Annotated in this window: 18 protein-coding genes; 11 read left to right on the top strand and 7 right to left on the bottom strand. The window is 65.9% G+C overall.

From position 1 onward, the window contains the following. The first annotated feature begins 6 nt into the window (after nt 1–6). Complete coding sequence (locus tag NY08_RS24185; RefSeq protein ID WP_032394118.1) at nt 7–963, top strand: alpha/beta hydrolase; 957 nt, start codon at nt 7–9, stop codon at nt 961–963. On the opposite strand, the gene NY08_RS24180 is transcribed toward NY08_RS24185, so the two are convergent. Beyond that, on the bottom strand, nt 919–1,809 hold the full coding sequence (locus NY08_RS24180) for a glycine betaine ABC transporter substrate-binding protein (protein WP_045199240.1): 891 nt from the start codon (nt 1,807–1,809) through the stop codon (nt 919–921). The two genes, NY08_RS24185 and NY08_RS24180, sit on opposite strands and share 45 nt — an antisense overlap. 203 nt (nt 1,810–2,012) lie before the next feature. Between NY08_RS24180 and NY08_RS24175 the strand changes: the two genes are divergently transcribed. The 4 genes from NY08_RS24175 to NY08_RS24160 are packed head-to-tail and all read left to right on the top strand — an operon-like array spanning nt 2,013 to nt 5,489. After that, complete coding sequence (locus NY08_RS24175; RefSeq protein WP_045199238.1) at nt 2,013–2,987, top strand: ABC transporter substrate-binding protein; 975 nt, start codon at nt 2,013–2,015, stop codon at nt 2,985–2,987. Beyond that, nucleotides 2,987–4,138: an ABC transporter ATP-binding protein gene (locus NY08_RS24170; protein WP_045199235.1), complete on the top strand. Its 1,152-nt coding sequence runs from the start codon at nt 2,987–2,989 to the stop codon at nt 4,136–4,138. Before NY08_RS24175 ends, NY08_RS24170 begins: the two co-directional genes overlap by 1 nt. Further along, nucleotides 4,135–4,800 carry an ABC transporter permease gene (locus NY08_RS24165; protein ID WP_032394115.1) on the top strand — a complete coding sequence of 222 codons (666 nt, stop codon included), beginning with the start codon at nt 4,135–4,137 and terminating at the stop codon, nt 4,798–4,800. The genes NY08_RS24170 and NY08_RS24165 overlap by 4 nt, the downstream gene beginning before the upstream one ends. Further along, on the top strand, nt 4,797–5,489 hold the full coding sequence (locus NY08_RS24160; RefSeq protein ID WP_032394114.1) for an ABC transporter permease: 693 nt from the start codon (nt 4,797–4,799) through the stop codon (nt 5,487–5,489). Before NY08_RS24165 ends, NY08_RS24160 begins: the two co-directional genes overlap by 4 nt. 89 nt (nt 5,490–5,578) lie before the next feature. Here the strand turns inward: NY08_RS24160 and NY08_RS24155 are convergent, their stop codons facing one another. From NY08_RS24155 to NY08_RS24140, 4 genes are all read right to left on the bottom strand, one after another. Continuing rightward, the gene (locus NY08_RS24155) at nt 5,579–6,784 is read right to left on the bottom strand and encodes an NAD(P)-dependent malic enzyme (protein ID WP_045199233.1); all 1,206 of its coding nucleotides are present in this window, start codon (nt 6,782–6,784) and stop codon (nt 5,579–5,581) included. A gap of 243 nt (nt 6,785–7,027) precedes the next feature. Continuing rightward, entirely contained in the window at nt 7,028–7,315 is a 288-nt protein-coding gene (locus NY08_RS24150; protein ID WP_045199231.1) for a hypothetical protein, read from the bottom strand. Beyond that, nucleotides 7,312–7,926 (bottom strand): MarC family protein, encoded by a 615-nt coding sequence (locus NY08_RS24145; protein WP_032394112.1) that lies wholly within the window; start codon nt 7,924–7,926, stop codon nt 7,312–7,314. Before NY08_RS24145 ends, NY08_RS24150 begins: the two co-directional genes overlap by 4 nt. Continuing rightward, nucleotides 7,923–8,759, bottom strand: coding sequence for a PHP domain-containing protein (locus tag NY08_RS24140; RefSeq protein WP_045201071.1), 837 nt, complete (start codon nt 8,757–8,759; stop codon nt 7,923–7,925). The genes NY08_RS24145 and NY08_RS24140 overlap by 4 nt, the downstream gene beginning before the upstream one ends. Before the next feature lie 57 nt (nt 8,760–8,816). On the opposite strand from NY08_RS24140, the gene NY08_RS24135 reads away from it, so the two are divergent. Beyond that, a complete protein-coding gene (locus tag NY08_RS24135) occupies nt 8,817–9,905 on the top strand; it encodes a magnesium and cobalt transport protein CorA (protein WP_032394111.1) in 1,089 nt (362 codons plus the stop codon). A gap of 140 nt (nt 9,906–10,045) precedes the next feature. Further along, the gene (locus tag NY08_RS24130; RefSeq protein ID WP_052683988.1) at nt 10,046–11,008 is read left to right on the top strand and encodes a hypothetical protein; all 963 of its coding nucleotides are present in this window, start codon (nt 10,046–10,048) and stop codon (nt 11,006–11,008) included. Between the two features lie 7 nt (nt 11,009–11,015). Here NY08_RS24130 and NY08_RS24125 read toward each other — a convergent pair whose 3' ends face one another. Next, the gene (locus NY08_RS24125; RefSeq protein ID WP_082073932.1) at nt 11,016–11,609 is read right to left on the bottom strand and encodes a suppressor of fused domain protein; all 594 of its coding nucleotides are present in this window, start codon (nt 11,607–11,609) and stop codon (nt 11,016–11,018) included. A 70-nt stretch (nt 11,610–11,679) separates the two neighbouring features. On the opposite strand from NY08_RS24125, the gene NY08_RS24120 reads away from it, so the two are divergent. From NY08_RS24120 to NY08_RS24105, 4 genes are all read left to right on the top strand, one after another. Continuing rightward, nucleotides 11,680–12,396 (top strand): metallophosphoesterase family protein, encoded by a 717-nt coding sequence (locus NY08_RS24120; protein WP_032394235.1) that lies wholly within the window; start codon nt 11,680–11,682, stop codon nt 12,394–12,396. Then, nucleotides 12,386–13,240, top strand: coding sequence for a hypothetical protein (locus NY08_RS24115; protein WP_032394110.1), 855 nt, complete (start codon nt 12,386–12,388; stop codon nt 13,238–13,240). Before NY08_RS24120 ends, NY08_RS24115 begins: the two co-directional genes overlap by 11 nt. Nucleotides 13,241–13,381: 141 nt before the next feature. Continuing rightward, on the top strand, nt 13,382–14,818 hold the full coding sequence (locus NY08_RS24110; RefSeq protein WP_045199228.1) for an MFS transporter: 1,437 nt from the start codon (nt 13,382–13,384) through the stop codon (nt 14,816–14,818). 191 nt (nt 14,819–15,009) lie between these two features. Then, entirely contained in the window at nt 15,010–15,297 is a 288-nt protein-coding gene (locus NY08_RS24105) for a hypothetical protein (protein WP_045199227.1), read from the top strand. Nucleotides 15,298–15,356: 59 nt separating this feature from the next. On the opposite strand, the gene NY08_RS24100 is transcribed toward NY08_RS24105, so the two are convergent. Then, nucleotides 15,357–16,526, bottom strand: a complete 1,170-nt coding sequence (locus tag NY08_RS24100; protein WP_045199226.1) for an ABC transporter ATP-binding protein — start codon at nt 16,524–16,526, stop codon at nt 15,357–15,359. Nucleotides 16,527–16,528: the final 2 nt, after the last annotated feature.

Genomic DNA, 16,528 nt, shown 5'->3' with positions numbered 1-16,528 from the left:
CGCGTCGTGAAGTCCTTCTACGTTCCCCTGCCGATCGTCGCGGCTGCGCTGAAGCCGTTCTATCGCCTCGCGCTGAATGCGCGATTCTCGTTTCGGACGCAGCGGCTGATCCTCGAGGCCGCAGCTCCCGTGCAAACGCTTCCGCACGGAACGGTCTCGCAGAAGATGACACTCGCGGGCCGTCGAGCCGAGCGCGTCACCGTCGGGGCAACCGAACGCGACACCGCGATCCTGTACCTGCACGGCGGCGCGTACACGATCGGATCCATCAATACGCACCGGTCACTGGCCGCACATCTGGCCCGGGAATCGGCCAGTGCTGTCTACGTGCTCGATTACCGGTTGGCACCGGAGAACCCGTACCCGGCAGGTCTGGACGACGCCGTGGCGGCGTTCCGCGAGCTGGTTCGTGTCCACGGATTCACCGCGGACCGCATCGCGATTGCCGGCGATTCGGCCGGTGGCGGTCTCTCGGTCGCCGCTGCCCGGCGTCTGGTGGACGACGGCACCAGCCCGGCTGCCCTCGGCCTGATCTCGCCGTGGGTCGATCCCGGAGCTCGCGACGCCGCCAAGGACCGCGACATGGTGGTCAACACCGGGTGGTCCTACAGCTCGGCCGATGCGTATCTGGGTGCGGGCGATCCGCTGGACCAGGGTTTCGCCCCACTGCTGGGCAACCTGGACGGTTTGCCGCCGATCGTCATGCACGTCGGTACCGACGAGGTGCTGTACGCGCAGATCACTGCGTTCGCGGACAAGCTGCGCCTGTCGGGTGTCGAGCTCGAACACGTGGAGTACAAGAAGCTCTGGCACGTGGCCCATCTGCAGGCGTCGATTCTGCGTGAGGCGGCCCAGGCCGTCCAGCACATGGGCTCGTACCTCGGCCGCAAGCTCCGAGCCGCGCAGCCGACCGGCCCGTCAGAGGTTGCGCTCGCCGAGCCAACGGCCGGCGACATCGCCTGACGGAACTCCGTTGCGGACCTCGCCGATCATCTCGGCGAGGTCCGCAGTCGTCAGCTCACCCGCCACCACCGAGAACGACCTCACAGCACTCTCGTCGAGCACTCCGTCGGAATAGAGCGGCACCACGTTCTGCGCCGGATACACGTGGTCGTCGTCGGGCAGCGTTGTCAGGTCTTTCGCCAGCGGGCCGAACGACGCGGCGCGAATCGCCAGCACGTCGACTTCTCCGGCGTTCAAGCCGTCGACGGCGGACTGCGCATCGGCATACGGGGTGACATCGGTGACCGACGCCCCCGTGAACGTGGGACTCCTCGTACCCTGCGCAAGGACGTCCATCGGATCGACCTGGCCGTCGACGATTCCCACCGTTCTTTCCTCACGACCCAGGAAATCCGTCACCGTCTCGTCGCCCGATTCACTGCCCGACGCCACCGCGATGGCCAGTCGATCCTCGGCGGTGGCGTAATCCCCCACCGACAATCCGGCCGGCAGTGATCGGTTCAGTTCCGTGTACACGTCCTCGGCCTCGGTTGCCTCGGAGAGACCGTCGAAGGTCCGCAGCAGCTCGCCTGTGAGATCGGGAACCATCGTCACCTCACCGCGGTCCAGCGCCGCGAGGTAGTCGGCCCGATCGCCCAGGTCCTCCTTCACCTCGACCTCCGCTCCTGTCGACCGCAGTCCCCCGGCGTAGATCTGCGCGAGCAGACGCGACAGATCCGAATTGCCCGCTCCGACGACGACGGGCACCGCAGCAGGGTCGGTCGATGCACTCGCACTGCAACCGCCGACCAGACCGGCGATCGACATCACCAGGGCTGCTGCCAGAACCGACGATCGCACTGTCATTTTCTCCTGTTCACTGCCCATGTGGTTTACCGATCCCGACCGCGGGGCACTAGTGCGAACGAGACGGTAGTCGAACCAACCTTATGGGCACGCCGAATTCGACTACCATCCCGAGCAGCCCGAGTCCTGGTTCTTCCGTTGCCCCCCCGGGGGCAGATCGGCGGAAATGGGTAGGACTGTGCCCGAACCGATGGAAGGACACCATGACCACCTCCCGCATCACGCGTGCGTTCTCCGCTCCGAGGGCAGTGGCAGCTGTTGCCGCACTCGCTCTCTCGGTCACCGCCCTGACCGCCTGCGGCGGCAATTCGGATCCACTCTCGAGCGGTGGCGGCGAGACCAACAGCGACACGAACTCCATCATCATCGGCTCCGCCAACTTCCCCGAGTCCGAGACCGTGGCGAACATCTACGCCGAGGCGTTGCGCGCCAATGGTTTCGAGGTGAGCACCAAGCTCAACATCGGCAGCCGTGAGGCCTACATTCCCGCAGTGCGAGACGGGTCGATCGACCTGATCCCCGACTACACCGGAAACCTGCTGCAGTACTTGGACGAATCCGCGACCGCGACCTCGTCCGAGGACGTCCTGGCCGCACTTCCTGCCGCCCTGGGCGACGATCTCACCGTGACGGCGCAGGCACCGGGCGAGGACAAGGACGCCGTCGTCGTCACTCGCCAGACCGCCACCGAACGCAACCTCACCACCATCGGCGACCTCGCACCGTTCTCCTCCGAGGTGACCTTCGCCGGTACCCCGGAGTTCCAGGAGCGCGTCGGCGGCCTGCCCGGTCTGCGAGACAAGTACGGCCTGGACATCTCGCCCGGCAACTACATCCCGATCTCCGACGGCGGCGGCCCGGCCACGGTCGAGGCACTCGTCTCCGGGCAGGTCGTCGCGGCGGACATCTTCACCACCGCGCCCTCGATCGCACAGAACGATCTCGTGGTCCTCGAAGACCCGGAGAACAATTTCGCGGCCCAGAACATCATTCCGGTGCTGCGTACGGCCAAGCAGTCCGACAAGCTCACTCAGGTGCTCGACGCCGTGTCGGCGCAGATCACCACCGAAGAGCTGATCGCACTGAACACCTCGGTCTCCGGTGACGAAAAGGTCGAGCCGGCGGCAGCAGCAGCGGCGTGGGTCAAGGACAAGGGCCTGGACCAGCCGGTCAGCTGATGATCACCTTCGAGCACGTCAACAAGACCTATCCGGATGGCACCACAGCGGTCGACTCCTTGGACCTGGTGATCGAGCCACACTCGTTCACCGTGTTCGTGGGGCCGTCCGGCTGCGGCAAGACCACCTCGATGCGAATGATCAATCGCATGATCACTCCCACCTCGGGTGTGATCACGGTCGACGGTCGCAACGTCGCCGACATCGACGCGGTGAAGCTGCGCCGCGGCATCGGATACGTGATTCAGAGTGCCGGCTTGTTGCCGCACCGTACCGTCGTCGACAACGTCGCCACGGTGCCGGTACTGAACGGCGAATCGCGTCGCGCCGCACGCAAGGCTGCACTCGACGTCCTCGAGCGCGTCGGCCTGGACCCGGCGTTCGCCTCGCGCTACCCGGCGCAACTGTCCGGCGGGCAGCAACAGCGGGTGGGCGTGGCCCGGGCGCTGGCCGCCGACCCACCGATCCTGCTGATGGACGAGCCCTTCAGCGCGGTCGACCCGGTGGTTCGTGAAGAACTGCAGATCGAGATGCTGCGCCTGCAGGCCGACCTGAAGAAGACGATCGTCTTCGTCACCCACGACATCGACGAGGCCGTACGGCTCGGCGATCGCATCGCGGTCTTCGGACCGCAGGGCCGACTGCAGCAGTACGACAAGCCCGAGACCGTACTCGCCGCACCGGCAACGTCTTTCGTGGCGTCGTTCGTCGGCCGCGATCGCGGCTACCGCGGGCTGTCGTTCAGGTCGGCGCAGGCTGTGACCATGCACCCGATCCACACGGCGACGCAGGACGAGATCGACGGCCTCCGACTGGACCAGGGGCAATGGGTGCTCGTCGTCGACGAACAGCGCCGACCGCTCGGGTGGATCGACGCGACCGGAGTCGAGAAGGTGCGGGGCGGCCGCAGCATCGACGAGAGCACGGCAGCGGGCGGCTCGCTGTTCCTCGAGGGCGGCGATCTGCGTCAGGCACTCGACGCCGCGATCTCCTCGCCGTCGGGAATCGGCGTCGCGGTCGATGGTGCCGGGGCTGCCGTGGGCAGCGTCGACGGTGCGGAGATCCTCGAACACCTTGCTGCGCAACGTAAGTCGGAGGACTCGGAACGCAACCGGCATCACTTCCTCGCCAGCGGGGACACCGAACAGTGACCTGGCTGCTGGACAACTTCGGTGTGGTCCTCGGCTACACGAAGACGCACCTGTACCTCTCGCTCGTCCCGCTGTTCGTCGGGTTGCTCATCGCCATCCCGCTGGGCACCGTCATTCGCAACACTCGCTGGGTTCGTCGAATCACGTTGACGGTGGCCAGTATCGCGTTCACCCTGCCCTCGCTCGCCCTGTTCGTCACCATCCCCGCGGTGGTCGGTCTACCGGTACTCGATCCACTGAACGTGGTGATCGCCCTGTCGGTGTACTCGACCGCACTGCTGGTGCGCGCGGTCCCAGAGGCCCTCGACTCGGTGCCGTTCGCCGTGGTCGATTCTGCCGAGGCGATGGGCTACTCGTCGCTGCGGCGAGCGGTGACCGTCGAACTGCCCCTGGCGCTTCCGGTGCTGATCGCGAACATCAGAGTCGTTGCGGTCACCAACATCTCGCTGGTCTCGGTGGGCTCGGTGATCGGCATCGGCGGTCTCGGCCAACTCTTCACCCAGGGCTACCAGCGTGACTATCCCGATCAGATCTTCGCAGGCATCATCTCGATCGTGTTCCTGGCGTTGATCTTCGACGCGGCCCTGTTCCTGCTGGGGCGTCGACTCACTCCGTGGACGCGACTGAACACGGGCTCGTCGAAGAAGAAGGCACGCGCATGAATCTCTTCTCCGAGGCGTTCTCGTACATTCTCGACGGCGGAAACTGGGCCGGGCCGACGGGAATCGGCGCACGACTGATCGAGCACATGTGGTACAGCCTGCTGGCAGTGTTGCTCTCGGCCGCCGTCGCGGTTCCGGTGGGTCTGCTCATCGGTCACCTGCGCCGCGGTGAGGCCGTCGTCGTTGGCCTCGTCAACGCGCTGCGGTCGCTGCCGACCCTCGGCATTCTCGTGTTTCTGGTTCTGGTGATCGGACTCGGACTGGTTCCGCCGATCATCGCGTTGGTGCTGCTCGGTATTCCTCCGCTGTTGGCAGGCACGTACTCCGGCATCGCCAACGTGGACGCCAACGTCGTCGACGCCGCCCGCGCGATGGGGATGACCGAAACGCAAGTGCTGTTTCGGGTCGAGATCCCCAACGCGCTGCCGCTGATCCTCGGTGGATTGCGCAACACCACACTGCAGATCATCGCCACCGCGACCATCGCGGCCTACGTCAACCTGGGTGGGCTCGGCCGCTACATCTTCGACGGGCTCGCGCTCTACGACTACGGCCGCGTCCTCGTCGGCGCGATTCTGGTGGCTCTGCTGACCCTGATCGTCGACGGCCTGCTCGCCCTCGCGGTGTGGACGTCGGTGCCGGGAACCGGTCGCCTGCGGCGGATGCCGACCGGACTCGCGAAAGTCTGACTCGTCCCACCACGAAAGACACAGACGAAAGACACCGGCGAACCGCAGGCCCGGGTAGGGCCGGGTTCGCCGGTGTTTCTTCCGTTTTCCTACGCGACGCCCTCGGCTCGCGCTGCTGCCGCAACTGCGTCCGCAACGGCCGGGGCGACACGAGGATCGAGTGGGCTGGGCACGATCTTGTCCGCAGCCAACTCGTCGCCGAGAACCGAGAGGATTGCCTCGGCAGCGGCGAGCTTCATGCCTTCGGTGATACGGCGGGCACCGGCGTCGAGTGCGCCCTTGAACACACCGGGAAAGGCGAGAACGTTGTTGATCTGGTTCGGGAAGTCGCTTCGTCCGGTGGCCACGATGGCGGCGTACTTCCTCGCCACCTCCGGATGGATCTCCGGATCCGGATTGGACAGTGCGAACACGATGGAGTCCGGGGCCATCGAAGCGATGTAGCTCTCGTCGACCTTGCCTGCGGACAGACCGAGGAACACGTCCGCTCCGGCGAGGGCGTCGACCGCACCGCCCGACAGTGCACGGGGGTTGGTACGCGCGGCGAGATCGGTCTTGACGCTGTTGAGGTCCGAGCGGTCGGCGGACACGATGCCCTTCGAGTCCAGCACCACCACGTCCCGGATGCCGGCCAGAAGCAGCATGTTCGCGCACGCGACTCCCGCTGCCCCGGCTCCGGATACGACGACCTTCAGTTCGGACGTACTGCGGCCCTGAACCTTCGCAGCCCCGTTGAGAGCAGCGAGTACGACGATGGCGGTGCCGTGTTGGTCGTCGTGCATGACGGGGCATTCGAGCGCCTCGATGACGCGCTTCTCGATCTCGAAACAGCGCGGTGCCGAGATGTCTTCGAGGTTGACGGCGCCGAAGCTGTGCCGCATCCGCACGATGGTCTCGACGATCTCGTCGACGTCGTTGGTGTCGAGCACGATCGGAATGGAGTCGAGGCCTGCGAACTTCTTGAACAGCGCGGCCTTGCCCTCCATCACCGGCAACGACGCGCGCGGACCGATGTCGCCCAGGCCGAGCACTGCGGAACCGTCGGAGATGACGGCCACGAGGCGATCGGTCCAGGTGTATCGCTTGGCCAGCGAGGCGTCGGCGGCGATGGCGCGGCTGACCTGCGCCACTCCGGGGGTGTAGGCGATCGAGAGATCGCGCTGCGTGTCGAGCGGCGCTGCCAACTCGACCGACAGCTTGCCGCCGAGATGCCCGGCGAAGATCTCCTCGTCGGTGATCGCCGCCGGTCCTGCCGGTGCGGTGTGTGTTGCTGCGGTGTCTTCGACTGCCGTCACGGTGAAAGCTCCTCGCACTGTCGACCTCGACCAGCAAGGCGACGAAGTGTCAACGAAGTGAGTGGTGGAAATGATGGCCCGTCGGAGTGCGCCAGTGCTGGCTGCAAACTGCCGAGAGCGTGTCTCGCATGTGAGGCGGGTACGCCTGCACGATCAGCGATGGGCTGTAGCCCTGTCGGTGCCCCAGTGTGCCACATCGCCGCCCCACCTGACCACAGCGTCAGGAACCACCGGCACCGGTTCTCACTGCCACCATTGTGTCCACAGGACGAGTCCTGCGGCGACGAGGACCACGAGAGCTCCGAGAACGGCCGAGAATCCGCGACGGTGATCGGTGATGCGCTGCGCGATCACGGCAACGATCGCGGCGACGATATGGGCGGCAACCGAGAGAGCGCCAGGACCGGGAAAGCCGCGGGAGTGGCCCAGATACTGCGTGACGGCGACGCCGATGGCGAGCACCACCAGTCCCCCGGTGACGATACCGCTGAGCCCGCGCAGGAATCGGAGCCCGGCACCTGCCCCGGTCATCCGCCTGCCACGAATCCGCGAACCGAGTCCGCGATCAACTGCACCGCGATAGCGGCCAGCAACAGACCGGCGATGCGTGCCAACAGCGAGATACCGCCCTCCCCGAGGAGCCGGATCAGCGCGGTCGAGAATCGAAGCACCAGGAAGAACAGAATGTGAATGGTGATGATGCCCAACGCAATTGCCAAGAACGAACCGGCGTCACCGTCGGCCTGGCTGACGTAGACGATCACCGCGGCAATGGCACCGGGGCCTGCCATGAGCGGAGTCCCGAGCGGCACGAGTGCCACGTTGACGTCCTCCGCGGCGGTGTCTCCGCCCGCGCCCTTTCCGGTGAGCAGCGACAACGCGATGAGCAGCAACAGCAACCCGCCCGCACCCTGCAATGCCGGAATGCCGATGTGCAGGTAGCTCAGGATCGCCTGGCCGCCGATCGCGAACACCGAGATGACGGTCAGCGAAACCGCGGGGGCCTGCCATGCGGCCTTGTTGCGGGCTTCTTTGCTCTTGCGCCCGACCAGAGACAGGAACACCGGGATCGCGCCCGGCGGGTCCATGATGACGAACAGGGTGATCAACACCGTCAAGTAGAGCGTCACATCGAATGTCATGGCCGCGCCGCCGCAACCAGACGGTCGTACTGCTCTGGGGCAGTGGAGTATTCGCCCAGCTTCACCGTCTTGTTGGTGCCGTGGTAATCCGAGGATCCCGTGACGATCAGGTCCAGTTCCGCGGCGAGGTCGGCCATCACCGCGGTGTCCGCCGGCGAGTGATCCATGTGATGAACCTCCACTCCACCGAGACCGCGCGCTGCGAGTTCGCGAATGTGATCGAGGTCGAGGATGCGGCCGCGGGTACGAGCTCTGGCGTGCGCGAGCACACTGACACCGCCTGCCGCAGCGATCATGTCCACCGCTACTTCGAGGGGAGTGTCGACCTTCTCGACGTAGTACTTGCCGTCGGTCGCCAACGGACCGGCGAACGCGGCGTTCATGTCCGGGACGTACCCGGCGTCGATCAGTGCGCGACCCAGATGGGGTCGCCCGGCCGCCGCACCGGCCGAGGCCAGCACCGCGTCGGGGTCGATGGGCAGACCGTCCGCCGCCATCTTCTCGGCGATGGCACGCAATCTCGTGACCCGCTCGCTGCGCAACCGCGCGCGCTCGGTTGCGAACACCTCGTTCGCGGGGTCGAACAGGTACGCCAGTAGGTGCACGGGAACCGGCCGGCCGTCCTCGCCTCGCCCGGTGCAGGAAAGTTCCATGCCGCGCACGAGCGTGAGACCGGACGGCAGTGCTGAGGCCGCCTCGTCCCATCCCGAGGTGGTGTCGTGGTCGGTCAGAGCCACCACCGATAGTCCCGCCTCGGCTGCGGCCCGGACCAGCTCGGCCGGGCTGTCGGTGCCGTCGGACGCCGTCGAGTGGGTGTGGAGGTCGATGAGCACCTGCACAGTGTTCCAGGCCCACTCTCTCGTCGTTTTGCTGGCGTACGATTGCCCGCCATGCCGTCCCTTCCACCACGCCCGTCGCTGCCGTCCCTGCATCGACGATCGGCCAAGGCCGGTCCGGTGCACGCACCGCGAATTCCGGTGCCCACGGCTCGCGCAATCGTCGACTGTGCGGTCTACGTCGAGGGCGCTCGACTGCCCGGCAGATTCACTCACACCTCGGCCATCGCGGAGGTGCGTGCACGCGGCGAAGGATTCGTGTGGGTGGGTCTGCACGCACCCGACGACCAACAGATGAACGCGATCGCCCAGTGTTACGGCCTGCACGAGCTGATGGTCGAGGACACCGTGCACGCCCACCAGAGACCCAAACTCGAGCGCTACGACGACGTCGCGTTCCTGGTACTGCGCACGGTGAAGTACGTCGAGCACGAGTCGGTGACGACCGCCAACGAGATCGTCGAGAGCGGCGAGATCATGGTGATGGTCGGCCGTGACTTCGTCATCACCGTCCGGCACGGGGAGCATTCGGGACTGGCCGGCGTGCGTCAACGCCTCGAGGGCAACCCCGAACAGCTCGCGCTCGGCCCGTCGGCAGTTCTCCATGCGGTGGCCGACCACGTGGTCGACGAATATCTCGCGGTGACCGACTCGATCGAGCGGGACGTCGACGGTATGGAGGAGGAAGTGTTCTCGCCGCACCACCACGTGCCCATCGAGAACATCTATCTCCTCAAGCGGGAGGTCGTCGAACTTCGGCGGTCGGTGACACCACTGTCGACGCCGTTGGCGCGTCTGGTGCAGGAGCCGAGCGTCCCCAAAGCGGTGCGACGCTACCTGCGCGACGTGCAGGACCATCACACGACGGTCGCCGAACGCATCTCCGAGTACGACGAGGTGCTCAGCTCACTGGTCGACGCTGCGCTGGCGCGAGTGACGATGCAGCAGAACCTGGACATGCGCAAGATCTCGTCGTGGGTGGCGATCGCCGCCGTGCCGACGATGGTCGCGGGGATCTACGGGATGAATTTCGACAACATGCCCGAGTTGCACTGGACGTACGGCTACCACCTGATGGTCGCAGTGGTGTTGTGCGTGTGCATCGGACTGTGGCGGACGTTCCACAAGAACAACTGGCTCTAGGGGCCGACGATTCGATTGGACGATGCCCAACCGAATCGTCCGATCGTTGGTGATTGCCCCGACTGCCGACAGGTGACGAGCCCACCGGTTCGGGCCGGATGAGACTGCAGAAGCCCTGCATTGTCGTCCGGAAGGGATCGATGAGAATCCGCTCACTCGTACTGGCGTCGACCGTCGCACTGCTGTCCACGGTGGTACCGGGAACCGCATCGGCAGGGTCGAACCTCGATCCGGGTCCCGCACTGACCGTCGATCCGGCCGCCCTCGACCACGCTCTGACGTGCACCCCCGATCTGCACGACGCCACCCGCGATCCGGTCCTGCTCACCCCGGCTTTCGCCACCGACCAGCAGTCGTTCGGGTGGAACTATCTGCAGTCGCTGCCCGCCGCCGGGATACCGGTGTGCAGCCTCTCCCTGCCGGACGAGGGGTACGGCGACCTGCAGATCGCCGCCCAGTACGTGGTGCACGCGGTTCGGACGATGGCCGCCGACAGCGGTCGCCAGGTCGTCATGATGGGCCACCAGCACGGCCCGCTCGACGAGCTGTGGGCGTTGACGTTCTGGCCGGATCTGCCTGCTCTGGTGTCGGATCTCATCTCGCTCGCCACCCCGTACAACGGCACCGACTCGGCTCGTTCGGGATGCGACGACTCGCAGGAGTGCCCGCCTGCGAACTGGCAGATCGCCACCGGATCGAAGTTCCTCACCGCGCTGGCGGCGCGTCCGTTGCCGGAGGGACCCGGTTACACCTCGATCTACACGAAATTCGACGAGCTGATCTATCCGCAACCGCACGCCAGCACTCTTGCCGGAGCCGCGAACATCGCCGTTCAGGACGTCTGCCCGCTGCGGCCCGTCGAACACTTCAACATCATCGGCGACAACGTCGCCTTCCGTATCGTCCTCGATGCACTCGAACACGACGGACCTGCTGTCCGCGAGCGGATCCCGGACGATCTGTGTTTCACCACCAGCATGCCGAACCTGCGCTACGACGCGCATGCCGCGATCACCGGCCTGAAGTACCTGGCCCAGGTACCTCGGCACCTGATCGACGATTCCGTCACCGCAGAACCGGAATTGGCGTCCTACGCTCGGTGACTACGGGTCAGAGACTGGCCGCGGACCGATTCGGATCGCGCACGTCGATCCCGGCCTCGGCCCAGGCCTCACGCAGGGCCGCGGCACCGCGCAGACGCACCCACGCGGCCTCGGTACCGGTCAACGGCACGGCAGCGAGAAAGCGAACCGGATCGTAGGGCTCGGGCAGCGTCAGATCGGCGATGTCGCTGTCGCCGAGCAGCACCGCGGTGAACGGCGCGTTGGTCCAGAGCGGCTCGCCCAGATCGAGCAGCGCGTCCTCGACGAGCACGACCCCCTCCACCGCGGGCGAGGCAGCGAGCACGGCCAGGGACTTGTGCACGCCCGACGCCACGCCTGCCCCACCGCGAAGAGTCAGCACCAGTTCTGCTCGGGGGCCGCGCGAGGGATCGGCGACGAGTTCGTTGGGATCGGCCATGGGGTGACGAGAACAGCCGAGACTGACGTACCGGACCACGTCGGAGTCCGCGCCGAACCTCAGCACGTCCAGCGACTCGAGGCCGAGGAACGTCACCGACGCCGACGACGGATTCTCGTCGCCGATCTCGGTCACCAGATGTGCGCGTACCGCTGCAATGACACTGTCGCTCACCTGACCCATCCAACACCACCGATGCCCGAGAAGTCCGTTCGGAGGTATCACCGCACCGGAGGTGGGTACCGTCGTACCCGTGGTCTCCGTTCTCGCAGTTGCCGACGAAACGATCGAATCCCTGTGGAGTCCGCAGGTGAAGTCGCTCGGAGTCGACCTGATTCTCGGCGCGGGCGACCTCCCGTTCGACTACCTCGAGTACCTCACCGACGCGTTGAACGCTCCGTGTGTGTTCGTTCCAGGCAATCACGACGCGGACCTCACCGGATACTCGGCCGGACGCGCAGGGTGGATGCGCGCCGGGTTGCCCGCCACCTGGCCCGGACCGGTCGGTGCCGTCAACGTCGACCGTCGAATAGTCTCCGCCGCAGGCCTACGGATAGCCGGCCTCGGTGGGTCCATCCGCTACAACGGTGGCCCCAATCAGTGGACCCAACGGCAGCAACGACGGCGATCGCGCACCCTGACTCGAACGTTCGCGTGGCATCGCAACGTGCGCAAGGATCTTCGCCCCGTCGACATTCTGCTCACCCACAGTCCCCCGCTCGGCGTCGGTGACGACACCGACCCCGCGCACATCGGCTTCGACTGCCTGGACGAGGTGACGCGTCGACTGTCGCCACAGTTGTTGTTGCACGGGCATATTCATCCGCACGGTCACACCCCGGACGACCTGACCCTGCACGGCGCGACGGTGATCAACACCGTCGGATACACCCTTCTCGAGATCGAACCGGGCAGCGAGAGAACGGATTTCGAGACACCGAAGATCGTGAGGCGCAGACATGGCACGTGACACCGGATTCCCGGCCGCCGACGCGGAGAACGACTTCACCCGCCAGCGCCGACGCGCCGACGTCGCACGTCTGGTCGGGTGGCTGCGTCGCCAACCCGACGACGTCAACACCATCCTGCCGTTCGACGAGGTGGTCGCCGCCCTCGGCAAGGTGGGCGAACGGCACCTGGGTCTGCAGGTCATCCGCGTCGAGACCATCGTCGGAAGTGTGGACCGCACACGCGATTTCGACCGTTTCTTCCGCCCTACCTCGGCACGTATTCGCGAGCGCTGGCAGCGACTCGCGGCCGCTCAGCGCCGCGGCGAGGCGATGCCGCCGATCCAGGTGTACCGCATCGGGGGCATGCACTTCGTCGTCGACGGCCACCACCGAGTCTCCATCGCCTTCGCGATGCACCGGACGTCGATCGACGCGGTGGTCACCGAGATCATCACCCGCATCTCCCCCGAGGGCATCACCCGACGCGGCGACCTGCTGATCAAGGACCACCGACGCATCTTCCTCAGTCGAGTTCCGTTGGTCGGCCGCGCCCGCGAGGCCGTCCAGGTCACCGATCCCTTCGACTACGCCCAACTGAGCGAATCGGTGGAGGCGTGGGGCTTCCGGTTGATGCAGGAGGTCGGAGAATTCGTCGACCGCGGTACCGTCGCGCGGCGTTGGTTCGGTGAGGAGTACCTACCGGTGGTGCGCATGGTGCGCGCAGCGGAGATCCTCGAGGACCGCACCGACGCCGAGGCGTACCTGTGGATGAGCCGGGAGCGCTACCGCCTGGTGCGCGAACACGTCTGGAACGACGAGATCGTCAGCGAACTGCGTCAGAAAGCTCTGGGAAAGCATCAGTAGGCCTGCGTCGATGCTCGGCCGTGGTAACGGCCCCGGCTCACTTCCCTGGTGCACCGATCTCTGATAGTTACTTAGATGCGTTCATCATTCTAATTTTTTCGGTTCCATCGCTTGGTCGATACGTAACGAGGTAGTTCTTTCATGTCCTCCCGCCGCATACTGCTGCCCGGACTCTGTTTCATCGTCATGACTCTCGCCGTTCTGCAAACGATGGTGGTCCCCATCGTCTTGACCATCGGCACCCAACTCGGGGTCGGCACCACCGCCGCCGGATGGGTGCTGACGGCCAACCTCCTCGCGGCGGTGATCGCCACCCCGGTCATCGGGAGGCTCGCCGACCTGCACGGCAAGCGTCCGGTGCTGATCGGTGTGCTCACCGTCGTCCTCGCCGGATCTCTCCTCGCGGCCCTGACTCACTCGTTGCTGTGGCTGATCGTCGGCCGCGTCCTGCAGGGCGTGTCCTACGCACTGTTCCCCATCGCGCTTGCCGTCCTCCGTGACGAGATGCCTCCTCGTAAGCTCGTGGGCTCGATGGCCGTCCTGTCCGGCACACTCGGCGTTGGCGGTGGCTTCGGACTGGTGTTGACCGGGCTGCTGACGGCCAACGGTGCCGACTACCACCGCGTGTTCTGGCTCACTGTTGCGTTCGTGGTGCTCGCGCTCGCAATCGCCTGGTTCGGCGTACCGGCGCGCCCGAGAACCAGCGGCGGCACCGTCGACTGGTGGGGAGCTGCACTGCTCGCGGTGACTCTGCTGCTGCTGTTCCTCGCCCTGACCCAGGGCCGCACCTGGGGGTGGGGTTCGGTTGCCACCATCGGCTGCGCGGTCGGCGGTGTGGTCGCGGGGGCCATCTGGTGGACCTTCGAGAAGCGCGCCGACGAGCCATTGGTCGCACCCCGCATGCTCACCCACGGACCGTTGCTCGCCACCAACGTCGCCACCCTCTTCGTCGGTATCGGGATGTTCGTCAATTTCCTCGCCTGCTCGTACTTCGTGCAGACACCACGAGCTGTGGCCGGCTACGGCTTCACCGCGAACGTTCTCGAGGCGAGTGTCGTCTATCTGCTGCCCGGCGCAGCGGTCGGAGTGGTCGCGGCCGTCGTCAGTGGCCGCCTCATCCGGTCGTTCGGGCCGCGCCGAGTACTGATCGCAGGAGCCGTGATCGGGATGGTCGGGTTCGTCTTCGTCGCACTCGCCCACGATCACACCTGGCAGCTGATCACCGCAGGCATCGTCATCAACATGTTCGTCAGTCTTGCGTTCGCTGCCCTGCCGAACCTGCTCATGGCCGAGGTCAGCGCAGCGGACACCGGGGTGGCGAACAGCGTCAATTCGATCGTCCGGACAGTCGGCACCTCGATCGCCAGTGCCACGCTGTCCACCGTCCTCGCCATGTTCACCATCGACGGGACAGCCGTCGCCCGCGAGAGCGTGTACACCGCAGCGTTCGTCGCAGGTGCGGTGGCCTGCCTCGTTGTCGTACTCGCGGCCCTGGCCATCAGGAGTACCCCCGCCGCGCGGGAATCGGTGCGAGTGGCGGGGTCCGAACCGACCAGCACGTCGAACATGGCGGCGTGACGAGCTGCCGACCGCTTCACAGCGACCTGACAGCCGACACCCTTGTCCGACCAGGACGAAGACCGTCCGTTCGCAGGTGGGAAACCCTGGCAGAAGACTCGTAATCTACTGGGAGTCAACGAATCTTCCTTTCGGGCGTACTCACGAATACCTAGTGTCGTGGAGGTACGAACCACGACGAAAGGGAACACATGAACACCCGAAAGATCCTCACCCGCGCAGCAGTCACCGGAGCATTGGTGGCCATCCCTCTGGTGGCGGTCACCGGCACCGCGTCGGCCGATCCGCTGTGGTCCGACCGCGACGATCGTGACCACAGCGCGCCGCAGTATCAGCAGAACCAGCAGCCCGATCAGTTCCGCCTACCCGAACTGTTCCCACAGGCACCGGCGCCGCAGCTGCAGAACCCGGCACCGAATGTGGTGCCGTTCGACTTCTTCCAGGGCTACCAGCTGCCGAGCACGGGCTCTGCCTTCTGACCCATGTGCACGGAACTTCGTAGCCCACTACGAAGTTCCGTGCACATGCGCGCAGCGCTCTACAGCGTCAGGTTGGCACCCGAGGCCTGGTCGAACACCGAGATCTTCGCCGGGTCGAACCACAGTTCCACCTGACCACCCTCGGCGGCCTTGGATTCGGCGGCCAGACGCGCAACCACCTGTGCGCCACCGAGATCGGCGATGCCGGCATCGGCGGCGAGCTCCTGCAGCTCGCTGGACTCGACCTTGGCACCCTCGAGCGTGAAGTAGACGTACTTGTCGCTACCCATCGACTCGAGCACGTCGACGGTGGCGGTGAAGGTCGCGCCGCTCATCTTCTGGTAGCCGTCGATCAGCGCCGCGTCCTCGAAGTGCTCGGGACGGATGCCGACGACCACCTCGCGGCCTGGGTTCTTGGCCTTGATCGCATCCATCCGCTCGAGTGGGATGTCGATCTCACCGAGCGCGGTGGACACGCCGTTCGAGGTGAGCTGTCCGGGAACGAAGTTCATCGAGGGCGATCCGATGAAGCCGCCCACGAACAGGTTTCGCGGCTTGTCGTAGAGCTCCTGCGGAGAACCGATCTGCTGCACCAAACCGCCGCGCAGCACCACGACGCGATCGCCGAGGGTCATGGCCTCGGTCTGGTCGTGCGTGACGTACACCGTGGTGGTGCCGAGCCGCTTCTGCAGGCGCGAGATCTCGGCGCGAGTCTGCACGCGCAGCTTCGCGTCGAGGTTGGACAGCGGCTCGTCCATCAGGAAGGCCTTGGGGGTACGAACGATGGCGCGGCCCATGGCAACTCGCTGACGCTGACCGCCGGAGAGGTTCGCCGGCTTGCGGTCGAGGTGCTGACTGAGGTCGAGGATCTTGGCTGCCTCCTCGACCTTGGTGTTGATCTCCGACTTCGACAGCTTCGCGAGCGTCAGCGGGAAGGCGATGTTCTGACGCACCGTCATGTGCGGGTACAGCGCGTAGGACTGGAACACCATCGCGATGTCGCGATCCTTCGGTGCCTTCTCGTTGACGCGCTCCCCCGCGATGCGCAGTTCGCCGGACGAGATGTCCTCGAGACCGGCGATCATGTTGAGCGTCGTGGACTTTCCGCAACCGGAGGGCCCGACGAGGATGATGAATTCGCCATCGGCGATGGTGATGTCGACGTCGCTGACCGCGGCGGCGCCGTCGGGGTAGAGCTTGGTGACTTTGTCGAGAACGATTTCGGCCATGA

Origin of the sequence: Rhodococcus sp. B7740 (genome assembly GCF_000954115.1) — a bacterium.
GTDB lineage: Bacteria > Actinomycetota > Actinomycetes > Mycobacteriales > Mycobacteriaceae > Rhodococcoides.
Note: the sequence above shows the minus strand (reverse complement) of the source record. Positions and strands in the feature narration are given on the sequence as shown.